This is a genomic window from Mogibacterium neglectum, assembly GCF_030644205.1.
In the GTDB taxonomy this organism is placed as follows: Bacteria; Bacillota; Clostridia; order Peptostreptococcales; family Anaerovoracaceae; genus Mogibacterium; species Mogibacterium neglectum.
The window spans coordinates 47,483-69,140 of the sequence record NZ_CP128647.1 but is presented as its reverse complement, the minus strand read 5'-3'; the positions used below and the strand labels follow the sequence as shown (position 1 = coordinate 69,140).

The following is a 21,658-nucleotide window of genomic DNA, read 5'->3' as shown; positions in this document are numbered from 1 at the left end:
TTCCCCTGTAAGGGCAACTCTCACATTTTGAGGAAAAAGAAGCAGGCGGCTCTTTTTCAGGCCGCCCGCATTTCGGTTTTTCCGTCATCAGTCGCTCATAGATACTGTCTGTAAACCATGTCATACTGTTTCATCCGGCTCTGTTGCCTCTGAAATTTCTTCGCCGTCCTCGTCGTTTTCTTCTGTAAAATCATCCTCGTAATCCTCAAAATCGAACTCGTCAAGGTCAGTTGTTCCTTTCACATTCTGCTTCGGTTTTAGGAACTTAAAATAATAAAACGCTCCGCCGGCAAGTCCGAGAATGAGAATAAGGGATAGCACAATCATCCCTGCAGGATTATTTTTCTCCGGTTTTTCTTCGGGCTTCGGTTTTTCCGTTTCCTGTTTCGGCTGTTCCTGTTTCGGAAGCTCCGGTTTTGCGGTCAGGCTGTCTTTTTCATCAATAATGGAAAGCAGATCCTTTTCGTCCACCTGATTTAAGAAATGAACGGTGTTTTCTCCCTGCGCAGCATGGTCGATCACGATATAGAAGTAATTTCCGCCCTTGCTTTTTACAATGATAAATTCCTTGTCCTTTGCGGCATCGCCCTTGACATTATCTATAAGGGTCATGTTACCGTCCGGGGTAAGGGACTTTTTTTCTTCTTTCGTTTCCTCCGTTTTTACATTACTGTCATTTGTGGCATCGCCGCCTCCGCCGGCATAAGCGGGAATTGAAAAGCCGCCCATAAGGATCAGGGCGGCAAAGAGAGCAGTCGTTATTCTCATTATGATTTTATTCTTCATTTTCTATATCCTCCATATACTCATTTTCTGTAATAGCTTCCTTATCAGGAATCACACCCTTTGCTAAAAACTCGGAAAGCTCGGCAGGGGTCATGTGAAGCGATCTTACCATCTGCACGATTTCAAGATTTTCCGCCTCCGTTTTCTGCACTTCAAGTTCTTTTAGCTTGTTTTGCTGTTCCGTGATTTTCTCACGGGTTCTTTGAATTTCCTTTTCGATTTTTAAGATTTTCTTGTTTGCCATAAATGTGTTCTCCTTTCATTTTTTGTTAATCCCAGTTCATCAGTCCGTAGCCTTTGATATAGCCGGAATTTATGTCATAGCTTTTAATCTTGCAGGCATCACCGGAATTTCCTTCAACGGTATAGACACGGCTTCCGTCTGTTCCTATCACGATTCCCACGTGATCGGCTCCGCCGTCTCCGTCCCAGTCAAAGAAGATGGCATCTCCCGGTGCGATATTTTTGTAGCCTCTTGCTCCCCATTGCCCGCGGGAAGTAAACCAAGGCACGCCCTGCGACTGACAGCCTGCAAAACGCGGCTCGCTTTTTCCTGCTTTGTGGTAGCACCACGATACAAAGCAGGCGCACCATTCCACGCGTCCGTTAAAGCCGTACCAGCTCCAGTAAGGATAGCCGCCCACATTTCCGACCTGTTTCTTTGCAAGGCTTACAAGCTCCGGATTTCCGGGGCGGGTGCCGTTCACAAAATGAACACCGCTTAAATCCTCCGAAGCGCTGCCATCAGGAGAACCGCCGCCGAATACAAGGGGCTTGTTTCCACTGGTTTCAAGATAGACACGGTACATTTTCAGCTCATCTTCATTTAAGATTTCTCTTGCAATATCAGAAAGTGGTGTCGTTTTCAGCCTGACATGAAGAATGTAATAGTTATATGGGACTTCTTCCTCTGTGGTTTCTCCCGTATCGGGATCGGTATGTGTTTCCGTTTTGTAGCGCACCTCAACTTCTTCTTTTAAGGTGAGAGAATACTGCTTTTCAAAAATTTTCTGTAGGTCTGCTTGCACTTTGGAAAGGGTGTAGCTTTGGTGCTTTGCCGTAAGAATGGAAGCAAGTTCATGAGGATTGTGCCCGATACCGTCAAGCTCATATTTGTACTCGTCATAGCCGGGATAATCTTTTTTTACATTGTCTATTTTTCCCTGCAGCTCATTTTCCATAGTTGCATAGGCATTTTCCACCGCCACAAGATCGATGTCCTCTGATGTGTAGCTTGTTCCTAAAACGCCGTTAAAGCCTCCGGATAAAAGAGAGGAGCAGGAAGATAAGCCGGTAAAAATCAAAATGAATATTAAAGAGAGAGCAATCAGAATCGCAATTCCTCGTCTGTGCCGTAGAATAAAGGAGCCTGCCTGTTTTGTTCTTTCCGCAGACTTCTTTGCCGCCTTTGCCGCTTTTTGTCCTTTCTTACGAAGCTCTGCGGCATACTTTCTTTTAAGGCGTCTTTTCTGCCACATACGGCTAAAAGGATTTGCAGATGACAGATTCGGATTTTCATACATTGCCTTTTTGTAAAAATACTTTGCATTTGCTTTTTCAGCGGCTTTCTCCGCTTTTCTTGCGGTGCGATAGGGCTTTAACTTCTGATTTCTGTAATTCTCTCTTGCTTTTCTTACGCTGAATCTTCCAAGTGTTTCAGCAGCCTTTTCGGTTTTGTGTGCCGCTTCAACACCTGCATTGTCATGCTCCGTCTCATGAATTTTCTTATGCACAAAGACGCCGGCTTCATTCAGTGCGGGGGAAATAGGGTCTATACCTTTTCCCGTTCCGATCGGCTTTTCCTTTTCTTCAAAGTGAAGTCTCGTTTTTCCTTTTCCTGATTTTTCGTCAAACTCACGGTCAAAGGAAAGAACTTTTTTCTTCGGGATTTTATCCCTTGCCTTATCAAGCCGGTTTGCCGCCTGATCCGACTTTTTAATATACTTTTGAAGCTCCGGAATATTTCTTTCTTCTTCGGTAAAGGTAAGCCTTGAGGATTTTTTGTTAGAGATTTCTTTACCTTGTATCAGGCTTTCGGGAACATCCTGAATGGAATTTTCGTTTACTCTGCTCGATATATTTTCCGTTTTTCCTGTTGTCATATTTTCTCTGACAAGTCCGTCCCGGCTCATTTTTTGCCTGAACTTATCACGGGGCTTTAGAGGTTCTTTCAAAGTGCATCACCTTCCTTTCCTGAAAAGACGCAAGAGTTTTTGCAGCGCCCAAGTTCAATATCTGCAATGTATTTCAGAATCGGGTAAACCTGCGCGGGAACAACGGCATTGCCCAGTACCTTTAATCGCTTTACCCGGTCTTTTTTATCCTCTGTAAGCCTCGGAATATCCGTAGGCTCCGTTATCCAGAGGAAACGTCCGTCCACGCTCGCGGGAATCCCATCAGCCATTCCACCCACTCCGGATTGAAGCGAAGTTTTGGATCTGTGTTTTTCTCCAGATAGTAGATCGCCTCCGACAGATTTGCCGACCAGTGTCCCGTTTTCTTCTTCCTGCGAAAAGAGCCCGCAGGAGATAGGACTACCTGCGGCACCGCCGGTCTTGTTCCCGTGTCGGATGCAAGGGGCGTAGGAAACATCTGCCCCCACGATAAAAGTTCGCTTGCGTTCATGCCATGCGCCGACGCTGCAAGCAGGAAGTAGAAATGTCCAAACGGCATATCCCGCTTTTTCCAAGTCAATGATCGTTTTGTTGAGCCCCATATTGACGAAGTTAGCAACATTTTCGCCAAGCACGAACCGGGGCTTGAGCTCTTTAATAACTCTGCACATCTGCGGCCAGAGATAGCGGGGGTCTGTAAATCCCTTTTTTGCTCCGATTGCGGAAAAGGGCTGGCACGGGAAACCTCCGGATATGAGGGTAACGGTATCTTGTCCTGTTTTTTCAATAAATGCCTCCTTTGTAACGGTAGTAATATCCTGAAAACGCGGAACGTCCGGCCAATGCTTTTTGAGTACGGCATTTGGAAAGTCCGCCCACTCACACTGACAGAGAGTAGAAAAGCCTGCGGCTTCCGCTGCAAGGTCGATTCCTCCGATTCCGGTAAACAGGCTGAAATGCGTTAGTTTCTTCATTCGCCGCTCACTTCCTCCGGCTTTGTCGTCATCACCTTGTAAAGTTTTGTATCTTTCGGGAAGTGATCCACAAAAGGCAGGATAACATTTCCGTAAAAAAGCAGTCCTTCTCCGGCTTCCGTATGCGTTACATACTTCATCTGCTGCGGAGAAATATTAAGCTGTTTTGCAAGGATATTTCTGTCGCTTACCGCCTGATTTAACATCAGAACAAAATCGCTGTTTTCAAAAATGTTTTCAACCTCCCTGCTTGATAAAAGATCCTTTACATTTTGAGTGATTCCTGTCGGGATGCCCGACCATTTTCTGAAACGTTTCCAGATTTCAACGGAATATGCGGCTGTCTGCTCTTCACGAAGTAGCAAATGAAATTCATCCATGTAGTAGCGGGTCGCTTTACTTTGCGCTCTGTTGATGGTGACACGGTTCCAGATCTGATCCTGAACAATTAACATTCCCAGCTTTTTAAGCTGCTTTCCGAGGCTTTTAATGTCAAAGCATACAAGGCGGTTCGTAAGCTCTACATTGGTTCTGTGATTAAATACATTGAGAGAGCCCGTTACATAAAGTTCAAGTGCTGCCGCAACTCGTGCAGCCTCCGGCTCAGGCTGTCTTAAAAGCTCATCGTAAAGGTCTCCCAAAACAGGCATCTTTTCCGTTGCCGGATCTGCAAGAAACTCTCTGTAAATATTTCTTACCGAGCGATCGATGACCGTTTTTTCCACGGGGGCAAGTCCTTCTTTTCCGCCTACTACAAGCTCGCAAAGAGAAAGGATAAAATCCGATTTTAAGGCAAGGGGATTATCATCCTCGCTGTAATTAAGGTTTATATCCATAGGATTGATATACTCTTTGCTTGTGGGAGAGATACGGATGACCTGTCCCAAAAGGCTGTTTACCAAAGGTGAATATTCCGATTCCGGATCTGATATATAAATGTCATCATTCGTAATTAAAAAGGCGTTTGTAATTTCACGCTTTGCCGCAAAGGATTTACCTGAACCCGGTGTTCCGAGAATCAAGCCGTTCGGATTTTTCAGCTGCTTTCTGTCGCATAAAATCATGTTGTTTGAAAGAGCATTAAGCCCATAATAGAGAGCTTCGCCGCCCTGAAAAAGCTCCTGCGTAATAAAGGGAATGAATACGGCAGTGCTTGAGGTGGTAAGTCCTCTTTGAATTTCAATTTCATTTCTTCCAATAGGAATGCTTGACATCAATCCTTCCTCCTGCTGAAAGTCAAGGCGGGTAAGAGCACAGTTATATTTCTGTGCAATTCCCGCGGCGGCAAAGATGTCATTATCCAGCTTTCTTTTGCTGCCTGCCATGTTCACGACTAAAAAAGTAACAAGAAACATTCTTTCGTTTCTGCTTTGAAGATCCTGCAAAAGATTTTTTGCTTCGCCGCCATAGGTGGCAAGATCGGACGGGATAATGTCCATGTCATAGCCGGATCGGACGGCTTTTTTCTGCTCGTCAATCTTCATTTTGTCAAGGTCTGTGATTTTTCTTTTGATTGTTTTGATTGCCTCCGCCTGATCGATGCTTTTGATATGCAGGTTTACAATCATTCCTGTTTCAAGATCTAAAAGATCGGATAATATGCGGTCGTTTAATTCCGGAGCCAAGATTTCAAGAAAGCTTACCGCACCAAGTTTAGCGCCCATGCGAAAGGTTCTTCCTTCCCCAAAACGAAAAGAGGACGGTGCAATAAAATCTTTGGTTGATAGTCCTGACGGAACAAGATAGTCCCAAGAAAAGAAAAACGGTTCTCCCTCCGGATGAAAAATACCGTGTAAAGTTTTTAATCTCTCATATCCGTTCATGGAATGAGCACTTACACCAAGCACCTTGAAATTGTTCAGCATATCCGTTTCAATTCGATTCAGTCTTGCCTTTGCAGCGCTTAAGCTGTCCGCTTCTATGCTGAATGTTACGAATTTCAGTTTCACAAGTCCGTTGTTTCCTTTGGAAAGCTGCTCTGAAAGCATTTTCTGATATTCCGATCTTATGGAATTAAAGTCATCATCCTGCGTTGGAATTTCAATCGTTTCTTTTGCTTCTCCGCGGCTTCCCTGATTGATAAAGGAAAGCTGCACATCCACAGAGGAATCAAAGTAATTGAGAAAGTCGCACCAGTTTTCAAAGATTGCGGTTTTCTCATCCGCTCCTGCAAGCTGATAGTTGATGTCGGAAAAGGCAATGCACCTACTGTATCTGTTTTCCGTTACTTTACAGATTCCGTCCGGATACATGGAAAGGTAGGGGATGCTCTCCTGTGCGGAAGAAGCCTTTTTATCCGGCTTTGCTTTTCTAATCAGCTCCGCAATCTGCTTTTTCTCGCTTCTTGTCAGCTTTCGTTTAGTTCTTATGCTGTTTTTTTCCTTTGTTTTGTCCTTTAACAATATGAAATACCTCCTTTTCAAGTTTTCTCTGCCTTATGAGCAGGGCATAATAATTTTTCGTCCGGTAGGGACGTTCCTTCTTTCTGATAAACTTTGTCTGCACGATATGTTTTAGAATGACCTCAAGGGGCTGTCCGTGTTTTTCGTACATGGCAAAGAGGAAAAAGGGAAGCATAACTAAAATCATGAAAAAAGACGCAAGGCTTGTGCCTGCGCTTCCCTTTAAGAGAAAGAAAACAGGCAGCCCTAAAATGAGAGCTGCCGTAAAACAAAGGATCTGTCTTTTTGTCAGGTTAAAGGCAACCTTCGTTTTAACCTTTGTCAGATCCTTCGGTACGGGTACATACGCCATAAAAACCTCCTTTCTTGTATTTATGACTATATATAGTGTTCCTTCTATTGACTTTTTGCATATATAGGTCTATACTGCTACCAGCACTCACTTAACAAGTGTGCTAATAATTAAGAAAGGAGGAACACTATGGATAATAAATTCAAACCGGGACAGTCTGCTCCAAAATCAGGTCAGTACGGAATTGTTGGTCCTCGTGGAGGTAAAACAGGTGTTGAAAGAACTGTTGTAAAAGGCGAACCTTTTCCACCTACTCTCCAAAAAGGACAAAGTTACGTAATGAATGACCCCACAAAAACTAAATAAGTTTTACCAGCTGAGCTACCATGTACTTAGGTAGCTCATTTCATTTTTTTGCAAATGTCCTCTATGAACTTTGAAAACATACATAAATCTAAAGCGTAATACTGCTTTTTACTTCATTTCCCCATATATCCCAGCCGGGACTTTCTTTTCTTGCAAAAAGCTCGATTCGCGGAATATCTCCCATAAGAGCGACAATCTTTTTTCTTGCTTCCTCCGGTTTTTTGCTGTGTTCTTCTATGGGGCTTATGATAAGTTGGTGAATATTTTTCGCCTGCCTTTTGGGATGTCCTTTTGTTGCAAGAAGGCAGATTTCCGCATTTCCTCTCGTCCAAAAGCCAAGTCCGTAAAACCATGTTTTCGCTTTTTTATTTGTTTTCAGCCATACAAAAGCGACCGTTTTATAAGTAAAGCCCCACGCTCTAATAAGCTGCAGGGCTTCTTTAAGCTGCGGGAAAGTAGCCCACAAAAAAAGTACGCAGTCCTTTTCTGTAATTTCAGAAACAGGAAGCGCACAAAGTTCCTCTATGCCCATCGTGGAGTAGTGATGTTCCGCCGCACCCTGCACCTTGTTTCTTTCATACTTCCACGGCGGATCGGCATAGATAATCTTATATTTTTTACTAATTGTTTTGATACCTCCTTTTAAGTTACAGAGCTAATGTGCTCCAAAAATAGATTTTGAGATGGCACTTGATTTTAGAAGCATAAAGCAAAGCAGCACGGTATATGCCGCAAGAGAAAATATCGCAGTATGCAGGTTATCTGATACGGTCATCGCCTTTACCAAGACGGCATAGATTCCGACGCATACCATGATAAGAAAACCCTGAAAACCAAGTGCAAATAAACTTTTCAGGTAGTTGTTTCCAATCTGTCCCCATTCTCTGTTTGTCATAGTGGCAAACGGAATCGGGGCGACGGAGCAAACCAAATAAATTTCTATCATTCTGCCGTAGATGACAACGGTAATAAAAACGGACATGAGCTTCATAGAAAGACTGACAAGTCCGGTTTCTATGGAAAGCTGTAAAAGCTCCGGTATTTCCATATCCTTAAGCTTTTCCTGAAGCGAGGTAAGAGAGGATGCCACATCAATGCTTGTATCTGAACTGATAACTCCGGCTGCACCCGATACCACATGCTGCGCAAGATCGAATACCGCCATAGTAATATCAAAGGTATGGGTAACGATAAATACCGCTACCCACGCCTTGAAAAACCACTTAAAAAACATAAATGTGTCAAGCTCGTGCAGATTATTTTTGTCAATAATCATGCTGATAAGCTCGTAACAAAGCACATAGGTAATGACAAGCCCTGCAATAGGAACAATAACATTTTCAGATAAGGTTTTTATCATGGAAAATACACTGCCGTTCCAGACTTGCGGGGTCTTGCCTACCTCTGCCGCTATGGTTCCTACCTTTTCGTTGACATCTCCGAACAGAGCTTCAAGATTTCCCTGAATGGATCCGATTAAAATCTCCTTGATCCATTCATTGATTGCATCAAGTATGCTCTGCACGTGTTACCTCCTTATCCGAAAAGCCCGCGAAGAAGCGGAACAAGGGTTGTACCGATAAGGGCAACACCTCCGCCTGCCATAAGCTGCTTGATGCCCTGACTCTTTGCGCCGGGATTGTCGTTCCCATATCCTTCCAAAAGGTTTACAATGCCCCAGATTCCAAGGCCTGCGCCAAGTGCAATAACAAGTGTCTGTAATACTCCGACTGCTGAATTAAAAAATCCCATAGATTCATCCTTTCTGCCGATACTTCGGCTAAACATAATTTTGTGTGTTTGATTTCCTCATTAAAAAACCGCCGCACAGGCGGATAAGCGTTCAGGCATCAGGTGCCCTTGCTCTATATACTGCTGTTTTATATATCAAGCGTTTCCTCCTTCATTTATTCCTCCGTCAGTTCTTCTGCATCGATTTCATAGTAGTCAAAGACTTCATTTTGCTTTACGACGGCGGGGCGGCGTTTGATATACCTTTCCGCATCAAAGGTATTTTTCTTGTCATAGTCGGAAAGATATTTGTAATTGGGATGCTTTGTAATATCGTACTTATCCGAAAAGAACGGTCTTACGCCTCTTATTTGCAGGATGCATTTACCGCCGTCCATCACCGCGATTTCATCCTGCGTCATAAGCTCCTTGCCGAGTTTTTGATAATTCAGTCCGTGGGAAAGCTCTCGTCCTCTTGTTTCAGAGGTGTTAAAGCTGTCGATGGTTTCCTTACCGAGTATTTCCGATACTTCCTTTAGCGTTGTTTTTTCCTTGCCTCCAAGAAATAGAAAACTGTCGCAATTTCCCGTGATGGTGTCCGCATTGTCCTTATAGATGGCTTTAAGCTGGGACTGGGACTGTAAAATAATAGAAGCCGATATTTCACGGCTTCGGATGGTGGCAATGAGCTTTTCAAATTTTGGAATCTGCCCGATATTTGCAAACTCGTCCAAAAGGCAGCGCACATGAACGGGGAGCCTTCCGCCGTACACATCATCTGCCTTATCACATAGCAGATTAAATAGCTGGGTGTAGAGAATGGATACAACAAAGTTGAAAGTATCGTCAGTGTCGGAAATGATAACAAACAGTGCCGTTTTGCGATCGCCTATGGCATCAAGCTCCATTTCGTCCTTTTCCAGTAGCTCCCGAAGCTCTCTTATATCAAAGGGAGCAAGGCGGGCACCGCAGGAAATGAGGATTGAGGATCTTGTTTTGCCGGCAGAAAGGAGAAACTTTTTATACTGCCTTACCGCAAAATGTTCCGGATCTTTTTCCTCTAATCTCTGAAACATGAGATCCACCGGACTTTGAAATTCCGGATCGTCCTCCCTTGCCTCCGATGCGTTTATCATTTCAAGAAGCGTGGTGAAATTCTTTTCCTCCTCCGGTGCTTCATAAAAGATATATCCGATCAGGGCGCAGTAGAAAAGTCGTTCCGATTTCGTCCAGAAATCCTCACCGGATTTTTCACCGTCTCCTTTGGTATTCATGATAATGGTATTTACCAGCTTCAAAATGTCTTTTTCGCTTCGGATATATGCAAAAGGGTTATACCTCATGGATTTTTTGAAATTGATGGTATTAAGTACCTTGATTTTATATCCGCCTCGCTGCAGAAGCTGTCCGCAGGAAAGAAGCAGCTCGCCTTTCGGGTCGGTAACAACATAGGAGCTGTGCATCTGCATAAGTGACGGCTTGACGAAAAATCTCGTCTTTCCGCTTCCTGAGCCTCCGACCACAAGAATGTTTTTGTTTCTTGCATACTTCGGATTTTTCGGACGGCTGTTCATGGTAATACACTCCGTTTTTGTGAGAGGAATGTTATTTCTAAAGACGGGATCCATATATGGTTTTATGTCCTTTTTATTTCCGAAACGGGCGGAGCCGTACTCTGTACCTTTTCTATATTTTTTCGCATTTTTTCCTTTCACATAAACGGCAAGGCGAACGATTGCCGCTGCTATAATTCCGATAAAAAGATCGGATAAGTGAAAGCTGATAAGGGGAGAAGAAAAGGCTTCTGTAAGTCCTTCAGGAAAATGGAGAAGCTTTATTCCCATATCTATTCCGTATGATAGACGAAAGCCTTGTGCTATCTTGTCAAAGAGATAGACAAAGAACAGATAAGGCAGATGCAGTAAAATTTGTTTCTTTGTTTCTTCCGTCATCTCTCAATCCCCCTGTCCTTATGTTTTACGGTATCTCGTCCTTTGTTTATTGCCTTTGCCTGCGCCTTAAAGGCAGAAAGCACTTTTCTTATAGAGGGCAGTTTTTCCCTTGACAGTTTCTTTTGTGAAAACTCGGTAAATGCCGCCTTTAGAACATCCGCATCCCGACCCTTAAAAAATACAAGGTGCCGGGGCGGTGAAGTGCTTATGTCTTTTTTCAGTGCAAAGTCAATCCCGTATTTCTTTGCCGTCGCTTCAAAGGCTTTAATGTTTTTATCCGTGATTTCTATATTGGAAATGCCTATATTTTGCTTCATAAGCTGTTTCAGACTTTGTTTTCCGTGGGGAAGCTGCTGTTTTGAAGATTGCTTTTTTATTTCGGCAAGAAAAATCTTTATTGCCTTTTGCAGCAGCCTCGCTGTGATTTTTCCGCCCTTAATATATAGGGCAATTACTTTTTCGTTTATTTCATCCTGCAACTGTCATCCTCCTTTCCGGTTCTCTAAAATTTTTTATTCCTTAACTCTTACCCGAAGCCCGTTTATATTTCCCCGTATTCCTTTCAGATACCATTCATCGTTTTTGTCTATATCTATCTCGGTGGGCTTCCACTTTCCATAGGCAAAGACTTCAAACTGATCTCCGGGATAAAGACCTCCTAAGTAGTCTTTTAAGTCAAAACGGATGTCATAAAGGTCGCGGTATTCGTCAAAGATAAGGGTTCCTTGTTTCATAGTGATTTCTCCTTTAGAAGTCGTTTCTTCCGTACATATCGTGATTTACAAGTGAAGTGTAATAGTTTCCTATTGTGGACGGAGCATTGAAAAGCGCCGCTTTTAGATACTGTTTGATGTTTCTGATCTTCGTTGTGTTTTCCTGCATACAGTTAAGGACAAATTCAATATGTTCGCTGTTAAGCTTCATGAATTTTGCTTTTACAAGCTCTGCGGGGTATTCGTCGCCTGCAATCAAGATTCTTTTTCTTTTGCTGCATACGGTTTCAAGAATGAGGTCAAGAATTTCATCAATGCGATCACGGTCAAGACGTTTTGCGTTTATGAGGTGTTCATACTCGATATTGTCCTTGATAAGTTCCTCATAGATTTTGTATGCGTCTTTTTCTTCCTTTCCGTTCTTTTCCGGTAAAGGCGGCTCTCTCAAAGGAGAGGGGTCAGGGGAAAGGATAGGAATGGAATCGGTATTTAATCCATCTTTATTTATTTTTTCTTTTTTTGATAGATCAGTTTTTTGTATATCTTTATTTAATTGCATTGGATTTTCCGACGTCGGATTATCCGTTGTCGGATTTTCCAATATCGGCTTATCCGATGTTGGATTTTCCAATACCGGACTTTGCGGCTGTTCATAAATGGTATAGGTAATGGCTGTCATTTTTCCTTTCTCATCCCTGCCCTGCGACCTTTTGATATATCCCGCTTTTTCAAGCTCCCAGACGGCAGTACGAATGGCATCGATACTTTCTTTGTTGATATGGGAAAGTCCGGCAAGGGTATAGTCCCAGTTTTCCGGAAGTGAAAGCATTTGAGAGAGCAAGCCCTTTGCCTTTAGGGTCAGTTCTTTGTTTCGCAAATGGTGATTGCTCATGACGGTATAGCCCTTGTTTTTTTCTACTCTGAAAACTGCCATGCTGATACTCCTTTCATTTTTTATTTGTTACGCAGTTAAAGGGCGATTTTGAGGAAAAAGGTATATTCCCTTTACTTTGTCAAAACCGCCCTCTGAAAGCCTTGTATTTCAAGCCCTTATTTACCTCTACTTCGTAACATGGGCATGAAAAAAGCGGCATCCTATGCTTCCTTTAACAGAAGCGAAAGAACACCGCTTTTACGATTTCCTATTTAGTTTTGATCCTCACAACATGCTTTATGGCATCTGTGGTAAAATACCTTTATTCGCAAGAGTTTTTACAGCACATCAAGGCTCTTTCCTCAAAAGTAGTAAATTGGTAGTAAATTCAACTTGTACTCTTGCAAATATCCTTGTATTTCAAGGGGTTTGAGGGTTAGTTATTAAAGTTTAATACAAATATTATAGAAATATTTCTCTATTAATTCAACATCTGCAGTGTCTGCTTTACTACAACACAAAAGCAGGACTTCTGTCCTGCTCCTGAGCATACTTTATTATTATGTCGGTTTAGTATTTGTTATGATATATCAGTTTTCTTAAGTGTATATTTGCGGATTGCTCTTTATACACTTGTAATGTATGTCGCTATGCTTTATTTACATGGTTCAAGCTATCCGATTTACCTTATTGCTTCAAAAGCCACATCTAACGCTGCCTTCAAGTCTTCAACATCCTCGATTCCGATGGATAGTCTAATTGTTGAAGGTGTGATCCCTTGAGCGTACAGTTCTTCCTCGCTCAGCTGTGAATGAGTCGTGCTCGCTGGGTGGATTACCAGCGACTTAACATCAGCTACATTTGCAAGGTCCGAGAATATAGGCAGATTGTCGATGAACTTCTTCGCATCATCTCTACCACCCTTGAGATCGAATGTGAAAATCGAACCTGCCCCCTTAAGGAAGTACTTCTTATAAATCTCATGTGATGGCTCGCTAGGTAGTGATGGATGATGAACTCTCTCAACCTGTGGATGCTTGTCGAGGTACTCTACTATCTCAAGAGCATTCTTGACATGGCGCTCAACTCTGAGAGAAAGTGTCTCGATTCCCTGAAGCAGAAGGAATGCGTCAAATGCGGAAAGCGATGCGCCACCATCTCTGAGCAGTATAGCTCTGCAGTATACAGCAAATGCAGCTGGACCAACAGCTTCGTAAAAGTTTAGTCCATGATACGATGGATTTGGCTCAGCAATCCATGGGAATTTACCAGATGCACTCCAGTCAAATTTTCCGCCATCTACGATTAATCCACCGATTGTTGAACCGTGACCACCGAAGAACTTTGTCGCTGAGTGTATAACCACGTCTGCGCCGTGCTCGAATGGTTTAATCAAGTATGGTGGTGTAAATGTCGAGTCGACGATTAGCGGAAGTCCATGTCTATGTGCGATTTCTGCAATACGCTCAATATCTGTAACGTTGGAGTTTGGATTTCCGAATATCTCGATGTATAGAGCCTTTGTGTTATCCTGAATTGCAGCCTCCCAGCCTTCGTAATCATCCGATTCTACGAATGTTGTTGTTACTCCCGAAACTAACGGAAGTGTATTTGCAAACAGGTTGTATGAACCACCGTAAAGTGTTCTTACGGCTACGATGTGCTCACCATGCTGCGCTACTGCCTGAATCGCATATACGATTGCAGCTGTTCCAGAAGTAACCGCTAGCGCTGCCGATCCACCCTCGAGTGCAGCAACTCTTGCTTCGAGTACATCGTTAGTTGGATTTCCAAGTCTTGAATATATGGAACCTGCTTCTCTTAAAGCAAATCTTGCCTCTGCTGAATCCGCACTATCGAATGCGTATGAAGCCGACTGATAGATAGGCACGCATCTAGCGCCAGTCGCTGGATCAGCATGCTCCTGACCTGCCTGTACCTGCTTAGTGTTAAATCCCCAATTCTTTGAATCTCTAATATCGCTCATCTGTTTGTCCCCTTTCTGTGTTTCATTTTAATTCTATGTTATCCGCGGCCTCCCTGTAAGTCGCATCTGTTTTGCTATGGTTGAATTATATGGTATAGATAAACATCTGTCTAATTCAAAAAAATAAGAGAGAGCTATAGCTTTATCCTATAACTCCCTTTGGTAATTATATTCCATATCCTCGCCTTGCTTTATATTGAACTTAGCTTAGATATGCTTTCATCTCTTTTATATATAGTTCTGCCATCTTGCTCAGGATGGAATTCTTCTTCATTATATATCCGATTTGCATAGCTCCTTCAGTGTCCACGCGTTCATCTTTAATTGGCACCATGTTGCAGTCGTCGCCGTTCAACTCCTCACAGATGATGCCAGAGCACACTGTGTAACCGAATAATCCTTGCATCAGATTGAGCATAGTCGCTCTATCGTTAACCTTAATCATATGGTGATGATTGATATCTGCGAAAAGCTCCTCCGCAAAATAAAGCGTCGAATTGTCTCCTTGATCAAAAGTCATATTCGGATAATCCGCAAGGTCATCGAAGCTCACGCTCGCACGATTTGCCAGCGGATGATTTTTCCAGACGTAAGCATATGCGTTACAGTCAATTAGCGGCACAAACTCAAGACCATTCTGTCTAAGCACCTTAGATATAGCCTGACGATTGAAATCACTCAGGTAGATGATACCAAGTTCGCTTTTTAGCGATACGACATCGTCGATTACCTCTTGTGTCTTGGTCTCCCGGATAGCGAAATCGTACTCATTCATGTCGAATTTCTTTACCATCTCTACAAAAGCCTTTATCGCAAATGAATAGTGCTGTGTCGAAACTCCGAACTTCGTTTTAAGTCCGCCTTCATCCGAATACTTACCCATAAGCGATTCATACTGGCTATATAGATGTCTTGCATTCTGAAGAAACTCCGCTCCATCGTTAGTCACAGTGACACCTCTACCAGTTCTGCGGAAAATGGTCACGCCAAGCTCCGACTCAACCTCTCTTAATGAACTGGTCAGCGATGGCTGAGTCATGTAGAGCTTCTCCGCCGCTTTATTGAGCGAACCTTCGTCAGCTATTGTAATAATATAAAGTAGTTGGTTTAACGTCATTTATCGAGCCTCTTTCAATGATTCTTAAGCCTTATTGATGAGCTTAGCCAAAGAAACGCTTAATCTCTATCTCTGCATTCTCTAGGGAATCAGATCCGTGAATCAAATTCTCGCTAGTGCTATGTGCGAAATCGCCACGAATAGTCCCAGCAGTAGCTTCTTCAAACTTAGTAGCGCCCATGATGATTCTCATTCCCTGGACTGCATTCTCGCCTTCAACAATCATTCCGAGAACTGGATCGGATGTCATGAATGCTACAATTTCTGGGAAGAAAGGCTTGTCAGCGAGGTGCGCATAGTGTTCCTTTAGAATTGCCTCATCGAGATTCATCATCTTCGCATCAACAATCTTGTAGCCCTTTCTCTCAATTCTGGATATAACCTCTCCCATGAGTCCTCTCTTAACGCAGTCTGGCTTAAGCATAATGTATGTCTTTTCAATACCCATAGTTCTTCTCCTTTTAAATGTTTTATTTGAATTCTCTTAAATACTCTTCTATAGTTTATACCATATCCATATGGTCATTTTACATACTTTCCTGACTTTGCTTTCACATTTCGCTAGTATTTTTGTAAATATTGATATATGCGATACACCAACACACTAACAAACCATTACAGAATCGTCATAATCAAATGCTAATATAATGGTGCAAAAGGAATTAAGTGCATAAAACATTTTCTTTTGATTGTTCTTTCTTAATTAAATAATTTCGTAGTAGAAATGAACCGCTGACGCCAAGCAGCGGTTCATTTTGTTTTTGATTTAATTTCTCACAATACCATTCACGCTGTTGACATGGTTACTATCTACATGTAAAGTTTTTGTTAATAATTGTAAGGAGAAAGACAATGAAAGACACTAATTCCAGCTTTTCTAGCTACATATTTAGTAAGCAGTTCCTACGAAATGCGATCACTGTCATATTTGGGAACTTCATTTATGCCATTGGTGTGGCATTTTTCATACTCCCGACCGGTCTTATCACCGGCGGAACTACAGGTATTGCGATTATAATGAATCACCATTTTGGCATAACTATTTCTCTATTCGTCGGAATATTTAACGCAGTCATGTTCATTATAGGTTTTGGGCTACTAGGTAAAGAATTTGCACTCACCACTATGATAAGTACTTTCGCATTTCCGACTATCCTCGGATTCTTGCAGAAGCTCGTAGGTAGCTTCGTCCTTACAAATGACATGTTTCTAGCTTCATTATTCGGCGGACTGTGCATAGGAACTTCGCTCGCGATGATTATTAGAATCGGTGCCAGCACTGGCGGCATGGATATTCCGCCACTCGTACTCAATAAATATTTCAAGGTGCCTGTTTCCATCAGCCTATACGTATTTGACTTTATAATCTTGATTGGACAGATGATGTTCTCTCCAAAGCGCACAAGTCTATACGGAATCGTTCTCGTAATCGTGTACACGATTACTCTGGATAGACTCCTTGCGATTGGAGCTTCTAAGACTAAGCTTGAGATTGTAACGAAGTCTTCGGAGGAGATTACCAATGCTATTCTTCACGACATCGACCGAAGCGCAACCCTGCTTCATGGCAAGACTGGTTATCTCGGTAGAGAGACTGATATCGTGATGACTATCATATCCTCGAGAGAGCTATACAAGGTCGAAAAACTCGTTCATGACCTCGACCCAGATGCATTTATCATCCTGAGCAAGGTTGGCAGCGTTCACGGTAGGGGCTTCAGCCGCGAGAAGAGGTATCTGGAGCAGAAGTAGATAAATTTGAATTTAAATCATATGGAAAGCGGCTAAGGTCTTTTAACACCTTAGCCGCTTTCCGTTTGATTAGAACTATTATCGCATTCCTTTTATTTATGATGTTTGCTAGCGTCTTTATTCTCTTTTGCAGCCTTAATTTCCCCGCTCTTGAAGATCAATCTACTCTCCCCAGTCATGCTACTTTCCTTACCACCTACAAACACTTCGTGCTTTGAGGCAGCTATTGTCGCCTCTAGTCTGCTGGTGATTTTTCCTATATCTGCTTTACTGAGAGTGCTTATAAATTTCTGGATACCTTGCTCATTAAGCTGAGTCATTCCTGATGCTAGCTGTGTTACTCCAGAATCGAGCTTGTTTGAGCCCGCATCGAGCTTTGTGATTCCGCTATTTAGTTGTTCAAGACCCGATACTAGTTTGCTGCTTCCTGCTGCTGCTGCATCTACCCCTGCAGTGTACTGCTTAACTCCAGCGATGAACATCTCTAGTGAGTCCAGCTGTTCCTTTAGGGCCTTCAGCTTTGCTGGAACATCCTTTCCCACGGCAATTGCCGATAGCTTTTTTACATTATCGCTTGCACCTTGGCTGGCAATCTCGTACTCCTTAGCTGATGTTAGCAGCTTAGTTGCATTAGTCTGCTGTGCCTGAAGCGTCGCTGCATTTGTACTACCACCCGTCAGCCCCATCTCTACAGAGGTTAGCATGACTGCTTGCTGACCTGTTACTGACGCGAGCTGCTCATCTGTATATCCGGTAGCCTTTAGAGCTGTTACCGCAGTGCTCTTATATTGACTTATGTATCCTGCTGCCTTCTGCGCTTCCTTAGCTGTTACCCCTGCCTGCTGTATATATTGCACGACCTCTGCTGCAGTGGCTTCGGATTTACCATCTGCCATCACCTTGTTATACGCAAGGGAAATGACGATATTCTGTGTGCTTGTATCAGACACACCTGCTGCAGATAGAGCGGCTCTCATCTTCCCCTCTGCCTTTGCCATAGCTCCATCGGAGATTCCTGCAAGCACCTTCGCATACGTCGAAGGGGATAGAACTATTGTATCGTCACCTAGCTGATCTTGTAGCTGGGTTGTGGCATTAGCAAAAATCTGCTTCTCAACCTGTGCAGCACCATTTCTAAGTGATGCGCTATTGGCAGTTAGCTGCTGCAGGCCACTGTTTAGAGAAGTAGCTCCGCTAAGCATCTCGCTACTTCCAGACTTCAGGTTCTTTGTGCCACTAGCTAATTCGTCAGCACCTGCCTTAAGCTCCTTACTTCCCTGCTCTAGCTTATCCGATGCCTGCCCTAGCTTCTTTAGAGAATTTTCGAGCTTAGCAGCCTTTCCCTTCACACTGCCCAGATTTCCATCAAAATCATTTGCAATTCCAGACATCGCTGCCGTATAGGTTCCATCTATTTCGAATTTCTCCGTATGTGCATTAATGACTACGCTATCAGGGATATCTAGTTTATTGCGACTTATCCCGAGATTCTCATTCATCTCTGGAAAAGCTATTCCCATAACAACCGTCTTGTTGCCATCATCTATAGCTTTACCGTTCGAAACAGTTATATCACTGAAGTTATCATCATTGAGCACCAGTCCGCTCGCAATTGTATATGGGTGCTTAATCAGTTTTCCATTTACAATGTCTGACTGGTTTACAGTATAGTCAAATCTGATGGTCACGTTACCTGCCTTACCGGCTATTTCCTTTGCAGACATCTTCTTGCCATTAAGATAATACGTTATCTTGACATTAACCGGTAAACCTGTGGTTGGTGTGCCCTTATATTTAATCGACTTTCCCTTCGCATCCCACACGATATTATTACCGCTCTTTGAGAACTTCTCGTGGCCTGATGTATTCTCGATATTCTTCAGTGTCGAGTAGTCGCTGATAGTGTCATTTTTGCCAGTATTTGCAAGCTGTTCAGTGACTATGGATTCGAGCACATTACCATCCGCATCCATCGAAGTATAAGTTGTCTCATTTTTATCCTTCTGTGAAATATTTCCCTTACCAAGGCTAGGATATGAGTTTTCCACGGCTTTTTCGGTGCTGCTTGACTTAGTCACATCCATGGTCTTATTGTTTGCTGCACCCACCGTGATGGGATTTGCCATATACATCGTTCCGACTGTCAAGCAAAGAGCAAGTGTGGCTGCTCCTCTCTTAATATTCTTATGATCTTTCATTCTTTTCATCTCAATGCCTCCTATATTACGCCACTCTCTGCACGCGCCTTCTTATCCATCTTATGTTCATATACATCTCTTAGTCCGCCTGTAGTGTGGCAAATCAAGTTGTCAAATGCCATCAAGAACGAAGGCAGTATGAGGATTACTGTCAGCATGCTTATGATTGCTCCGCGAGCCATCATCGTGCAAAGCGTGCTGATAATGCCTATATTTGAATATATTGCCACTCCGATTGTCGCTGTGAAGAATCCGAGTGCACTCACTATAATCGATGGTATCGAAGCAGCTGCTGCCGTGCTGACCGCATCGCGCCTACCTAGTCCAAGCATTCGTTCTGTCTTGTACCTTGTCGACATCAGTATCGCATAATCAACCGTAGAACCAAGCTGAATCGTGCTGATGCAGACCGGAACTATGAAAGGAAGCTCCAGCCCGGTGAATCCTGAGATTCCCATATTGACGTATATCGCGAACTCTATCGTTATTACGAGTATAAACGGCAACGATATTGACTTTAGCACGACTAGGATTATAAGGAACACAAGTCCTATAGATATCCAATTTACGACTTTAAAATCCTTATCTGTCAGTTTTATTAAGTCCTTAGTTGCCGGAGCTTCTCCGATTACAGTCGCTGATTTATCGTATTTGTACGTAATCGCTTTAACCTTATCAATCTGCCTATTACAAGCATTCGTCGAAACCTTATACTTGGAATTTATCACTATCATCTGATGTCTGTCTGACATTAGGCCGCTCTTAATCGAGTCTGGAATCATGCTCCTCGGAATTGAAGTCCCTACGATTGAATCGATACCCAGCACGCTTTCAACCCCATCAATCTTCTTAATCTCATCACTCATCTCCCTACCCTTTAGAGCAGATAGCTTCGAGTCAGCCATCACGATATAGGAAGTATTTATCCCAAAATCCTCACTTAGCTTGTTATTAGCCGTCAAGAACTGTATCTTCTCCGCAGGTAAACTATTTTGTCCACTGGATAGCATCTTGGTGAAGTCATACACGATATTCTGGTGATTGTATCCATAGATTGCCGGTCCAATTAGTACACAGAATATCGCGATATAGATTCCATATCTACCGGTTAGTCCATGTGCAACTTTTGACATATCTGGGATTAAAGATTTGTGTCTCGTCTTCTGTACTAGCTTATTGAACCTAAGCAAAAGTACAGGCAGTATAGTTACGCTTGCTATTACTCCAAATACAACACCTTTTGCCATAACGATTCCAAGATCTCGGCCCATAGTGTATGTCATGAAACAAAGCGCCAGGAATCCCGCAATTGTCGTAGCCGAACTTCCAGTTACAGAAACGAGTGTAGCATCGATGGCCTCCGCCATAGCATCGTCTTCCTTAAGCCCTGAATCGAGTTTCTCCATGTAGCTATGCCATAGGAATATGGAGTAGTCCATGGTTACACCAAGCTGCAGAACCGCAGCTATGGCTTTGGTTATATATGAAATTTCACCGAGGAATATATTAGAGCCCATGTTATACAAAATAGCCATGCCTATGCTCACCATAAATATTACCGGTGCTATATATGAATCGAGGAGCAGCATCATCGCGAGAAGTGAAAGCAGAACAGCCACTGTAACATACTTGACTTCTTCCTGTTCACAAATATTCTTTAGATCTTCTACCAGAGGTGATAAGCCAGATATATATGCGTGCTTATTGCTGACTTTCCTCATCTGTTCAACAGCCTTGAGCGTCTTATCATCAGATGTTGAGTTGCTGAAAAATACAACCATCATACTCGCATCTTTATTTGACAAATTCTTCGCCACTTGGTCTGGTAGCATAGACTTCGGAACTGTTGGATCAAGCGCATCCTCGAGATTTAGAACCTCTTCGACCCCATCGATTCTGCTGTAGTCTGCTTTTAACTGAGTGACATCATCGCTCTTCATGTTTTCAAGCACAACTATCGAGAATCCACCTTTGCCAAACTCCTTCATCAAAACATTCTGCCCTTTCATCGTATCCATAGTAGATGGAAGATATGTAAGCATGTCATAGTTTATCCTCGTCGTCTTATACCCTATAAGTGATGGTATAAGTAGAAGCAAAGATACTATAAAAATTATGTGTCTGTGCTTCACGACTTTAGCCCCTAGATTCATCGGTTTTCCCTCCTTGCGTATTTGACGGAAATTAATATACCACTTTACTGACCAACAGTCAACTTTTAATTAAATTAAAATATTTGTCATTTTACTTCTTTGATATATCGCTTTATTTTCAATATCTTTTAACAACATTATAATTGGATTGTTAAGAATTATAATTATTGACTATTAGTCATTAATTGTTGTATGATTGTAAAATTCCACACTGCGTGGTATATATATTTTAGTAATTATGATTTTG

General features: G+C 42.7%; 19 protein-coding genes and 1 pseudogene. 2 read left to right on the top strand and 18 right to left on the bottom strand.

Features of this window, described 5'->3' with window-relative positions:
• Nucleotides 1-120 precede the first annotated feature (120 nt).
• From QU661_RS00320 to QU661_RS00295, 6 genes are read right to left on the bottom strand one after another with little or no spacing between them, the layout of a single operon-like run.
• Entirely contained in the window at nucleotides 121-786 is a 666-nt protein-coding gene (locus QU661_RS00320) for a DUF4366 domain-containing protein (protein ID WP_304989793.1), read from the bottom strand.
• Nucleotides 776-1,030: a DUF4315 family protein gene (locus tag QU661_RS00315; RefSeq protein WP_304989792.1), complete on the bottom strand. Its 255-nt coding sequence runs from the start codon at nucleotides 1,028-1,030 to the stop codon at nucleotides 776-778. Before QU661_RS00315 ends, QU661_RS00320 begins: the two co-directional genes overlap by 11 nt.
• A 25-nt stretch (nucleotides 1,031-1,055) precedes the next feature.
• Complete coding sequence (locus tag QU661_RS00310; protein WP_330692446.1) at nucleotides 1,056-2,960, bottom strand: CHAP domain-containing protein; 1,905 nt, start codon at nucleotides 2,958-2,960, stop codon at nucleotides 1,056-1,058.
• Nucleotides 2,957-3,874 (bottom strand): DNA cytosine methyltransferase, encoded by a 918-nt coding sequence (locus tag QU661_RS00305; RefSeq protein WP_304989791.1) that lies wholly within the window; start codon nucleotides 3,872-3,874, stop codon nucleotides 2,957-2,959. The genes QU661_RS00310 and QU661_RS00305 overlap by 4 nt, the downstream gene beginning before the upstream one ends.
• Nucleotides 3,871-6,276: a VirB4-like conjugal transfer ATPase, CD1110 family gene (locus tag QU661_RS00300; protein ID WP_304989790.1), complete on the bottom strand. Its 2,406-nt coding sequence runs from the start codon at nucleotides 6,274-6,276 to the stop codon at nucleotides 3,871-3,873. Before QU661_RS00300 ends, QU661_RS00305 begins: the two co-directional genes overlap by 4 nt.
• Nucleotides 6,233-6,628: a PrgI family protein gene (locus QU661_RS00295; RefSeq protein WP_304989789.1), complete on the bottom strand. Its 396-nt coding sequence runs from the start codon at nucleotides 6,626-6,628 to the stop codon at nucleotides 6,233-6,235. Before QU661_RS00295 ends, QU661_RS00300 begins: the two co-directional genes overlap by 44 nt.
• 129 nt (nucleotides 6,629-6,757) lie before the next feature.
• Here QU661_RS00295 and QU661_RS00290 point away from each other — a divergent pair, with 129 nt between their 5' ends.
• Nucleotides 6,758-6,934: a YjzC family protein gene (locus tag QU661_RS00290; RefSeq protein ID WP_304989788.1), complete on the top strand. Its 177-nt coding sequence runs from the start codon at nucleotides 6,758-6,760 to the stop codon at nucleotides 6,932-6,934.
• An 88-nt stretch (nucleotides 6,935-7,022) separates the two neighbouring features.
• Here QU661_RS00290 and QU661_RS00285 read toward each other — a convergent pair whose 3' ends face one another.
• The 10 genes and pseudogenes from QU661_RS00285 to ndk form a co-directional block, all read right to left on the bottom strand.
• Nucleotides 7,023-7,499 (bottom strand): MT-A70 family methyltransferase, encoded by a 477-nt coding sequence (locus QU661_RS00285; RefSeq protein ID WP_465223535.1) that lies wholly within the window; start codon nucleotides 7,497-7,499, stop codon nucleotides 7,023-7,025.
• 90 nt (nucleotides 7,500-7,589) lie between these two features.
• Nucleotides 7,590-8,459, bottom strand: coding sequence for a VirB6/TrbL-like conjugal transfer protein, CD1112 family (locus QU661_RS00280; RefSeq protein WP_304989787.1), 870 nt, complete (start codon nucleotides 8,457-8,459; stop codon nucleotides 7,590-7,592).
• Between the two features lie 11 nt (nucleotides 8,460-8,470).
• Entirely contained in the window at nucleotides 8,471-8,686 is a 216-nt protein-coding gene (locus QU661_RS00275) for a Maff2 family mobile element protein (RefSeq protein WP_005962738.1), read from the bottom strand.
• Between the two features lie 155 nt (nucleotides 8,687-8,841).
• Nucleotides 8,842-10,458: pseudogene (locus tag QU661_RS00270) on the bottom strand (VirD4-like conjugal transfer protein, CD1115 family); the annotation flags it as partial.
• Between the two features lie 155 nt (nucleotides 10,459-10,613).
• Entirely contained in the window at nucleotides 10,614-11,096 is a 483-nt protein-coding gene (locus QU661_RS00265) for a PcfB family protein (protein WP_304989785.1), read from the bottom strand.
• Nucleotides 11,097-11,129: 33 nt separating this feature from the next.
• Entirely contained in the window at nucleotides 11,130-11,351 is a 222-nt protein-coding gene (locus QU661_RS00260) for a DUF5348 domain-containing protein (protein WP_304989784.1), read from the bottom strand.
• Nucleotides 11,352-11,364: 13 nt separating this feature from the next.
• Nucleotides 11,365-12,264 (bottom strand): DUF6017 domain-containing protein, encoded by a 900-nt coding sequence (locus tag QU661_RS00255; protein ID WP_304989783.1) that lies wholly within the window; start codon nucleotides 12,262-12,264, stop codon nucleotides 11,365-11,367.
• Between the two features lie 622 nt (nucleotides 12,265-12,886).
• Nucleotides 12,887-14,191, bottom strand: a complete 1,305-nt coding sequence (locus tag QU661_RS00250) for an O-acetylhomoserine aminocarboxypropyltransferase/cysteine synthase family protein (RefSeq protein WP_304989782.1) — start codon at nucleotides 14,189-14,191, stop codon at nucleotides 12,887-12,889.
• 202 nt (nucleotides 14,192-14,393) lie between these two features.
• Nucleotides 14,394-15,308: a LysR family transcriptional regulator gene (locus QU661_RS00245; protein WP_304989781.1), complete on the bottom strand. Its 915-nt coding sequence runs from the start codon at nucleotides 15,306-15,308 to the stop codon at nucleotides 14,394-14,396.
• Between the two features lie 43 nt (nucleotides 15,309-15,351).
• Nucleotides 15,352-15,756 (bottom strand): nucleoside-diphosphate kinase, encoded by a 405-nt coding sequence (gene ndk / locus QU661_RS00240; RefSeq protein WP_330692444.1) that lies wholly within the window; start codon nucleotides 15,754-15,756, stop codon nucleotides 15,352-15,354.
• A gap of 404 nt (nucleotides 15,757-16,160) precedes the next feature.
• Between ndk and QU661_RS00235 the strand changes: the two genes are divergently transcribed.
• Nucleotides 16,161-17,060, top strand: coding sequence for a YitT family protein (locus tag QU661_RS00235; RefSeq protein WP_304989780.1), 900 nt, complete (start codon nucleotides 16,161-16,163; stop codon nucleotides 17,058-17,060).
• A 92-nt stretch (nucleotides 17,061-17,152) separates the two neighbouring features.
• Here the strand turns inward: QU661_RS00235 and QU661_RS00230 are convergent, their stop codons facing one another.
• A complete protein-coding gene (locus QU661_RS00230; protein WP_304989779.1) occupies nucleotides 17,153-19,267 on the bottom strand; it encodes a hypothetical protein in 2,115 nt (704 codons plus the stop codon).
• Between the two features lie 11 nt (nucleotides 19,268-19,278).
• Entirely contained in the window at nucleotides 19,279-21,411 is a 2,133-nt protein-coding gene (locus QU661_RS00225) for an efflux RND transporter permease subunit (RefSeq protein WP_304989778.1), read from the bottom strand.
• Between the last annotated feature and the right edge of the window lie 247 nt (nucleotides 21,412-21,658).

What these genes read in the sequence shown, in the direction of transcription:
- ndk (WP_330692444.1), bottom strand. Translation starts at nt 15,756, where the DNA reads ATGGGTATTGAAAAGACATACATTATGCTTAAGCCAGACTGCGTTAAG.
- QU661_RS00295 (WP_304989789.1), bottom strand. Translation starts at nt 6,628, where the DNA reads ATGGCGTATGTACCCGTACCGAAGGATCTGACAAAGGTTAAAACGAAG.
- QU661_RS00315 (WP_304989792.1), bottom strand. Translation starts at nt 1,030, where the DNA reads ATGGCAAACAAGAAAATCTTAAAAATCGAAAAGGAAATTCAAAGAACC.
- QU661_RS00290 (WP_304989788.1), top strand. Translation starts at nt 6,758, where the DNA reads ATGGATAATAAATTCAAACCGGGACAGTCTGCTCCAAAATCAGGTCAG.
- QU661_RS00245 (WP_304989781.1), bottom strand. Translation starts at nt 15,308, where the DNA reads ATGACGTTAAACCAACTACTTTATATTATTACAATAGCTGACGAAGGT.
- QU661_RS00255 (WP_304989783.1), bottom strand. Translation starts at nt 12,264, where the DNA reads ATGGCAGTTTTCAGAGTAGAAAAAAACAAGGGCTATACCGTCATGAGC.
- QU661_RS00225 (WP_304989778.1), bottom strand. Translation starts at nt 21,411, where the DNA reads ATGAATCTAGGGGCTAAAGTCGTGAAGCACAGACACATAATTTTTATA.
- QU661_RS00305 (WP_304989791.1), bottom strand. Translation starts at nt 3,874, where the DNA reads ATGAAGAAACTAACGCATTTCAGCCTGTTTACCGGAATCGGAGGAATC.
- QU661_RS00275 (WP_005962738.1), bottom strand. Translation starts at nt 8,686, where the DNA reads ATGGGATTTTTTAATTCAGCAGTCGGAGTATTACAGACACTTGTTATT.
- QU661_RS00250 (WP_304989782.1), bottom strand. Translation starts at nt 14,191, where the DNA reads ATGAGCGATATTAGAGATTCAAAGAATTGGGGATTTAACACTAAGCAG.
- QU661_RS00260 (WP_304989784.1), bottom strand. Translation starts at nt 11,351, where the DNA reads ATGAAACAAGGAACCCTTATCTTTGACGAATACCGCGACCTTTATGAC.
- QU661_RS00230 (WP_304989779.1), bottom strand. Translation starts at nt 19,267, where the DNA reads ATGAAAAGAATGAAAGATCATAAGAATATTAAGAGAGGAGCAGCCACA.
- QU661_RS00320 (WP_304989793.1), bottom strand. Translation starts at nt 786, where the DNA reads ATGAAGAATAAAATCATAATGAGAATAACGACTGCTCTCTTTGCCGCC.
- QU661_RS00235 (WP_304989780.1), top strand. Translation starts at nt 16,161, where the DNA reads ATGAAAGACACTAATTCCAGCTTTTCTAGCTACATATTTAGTAAGCAG.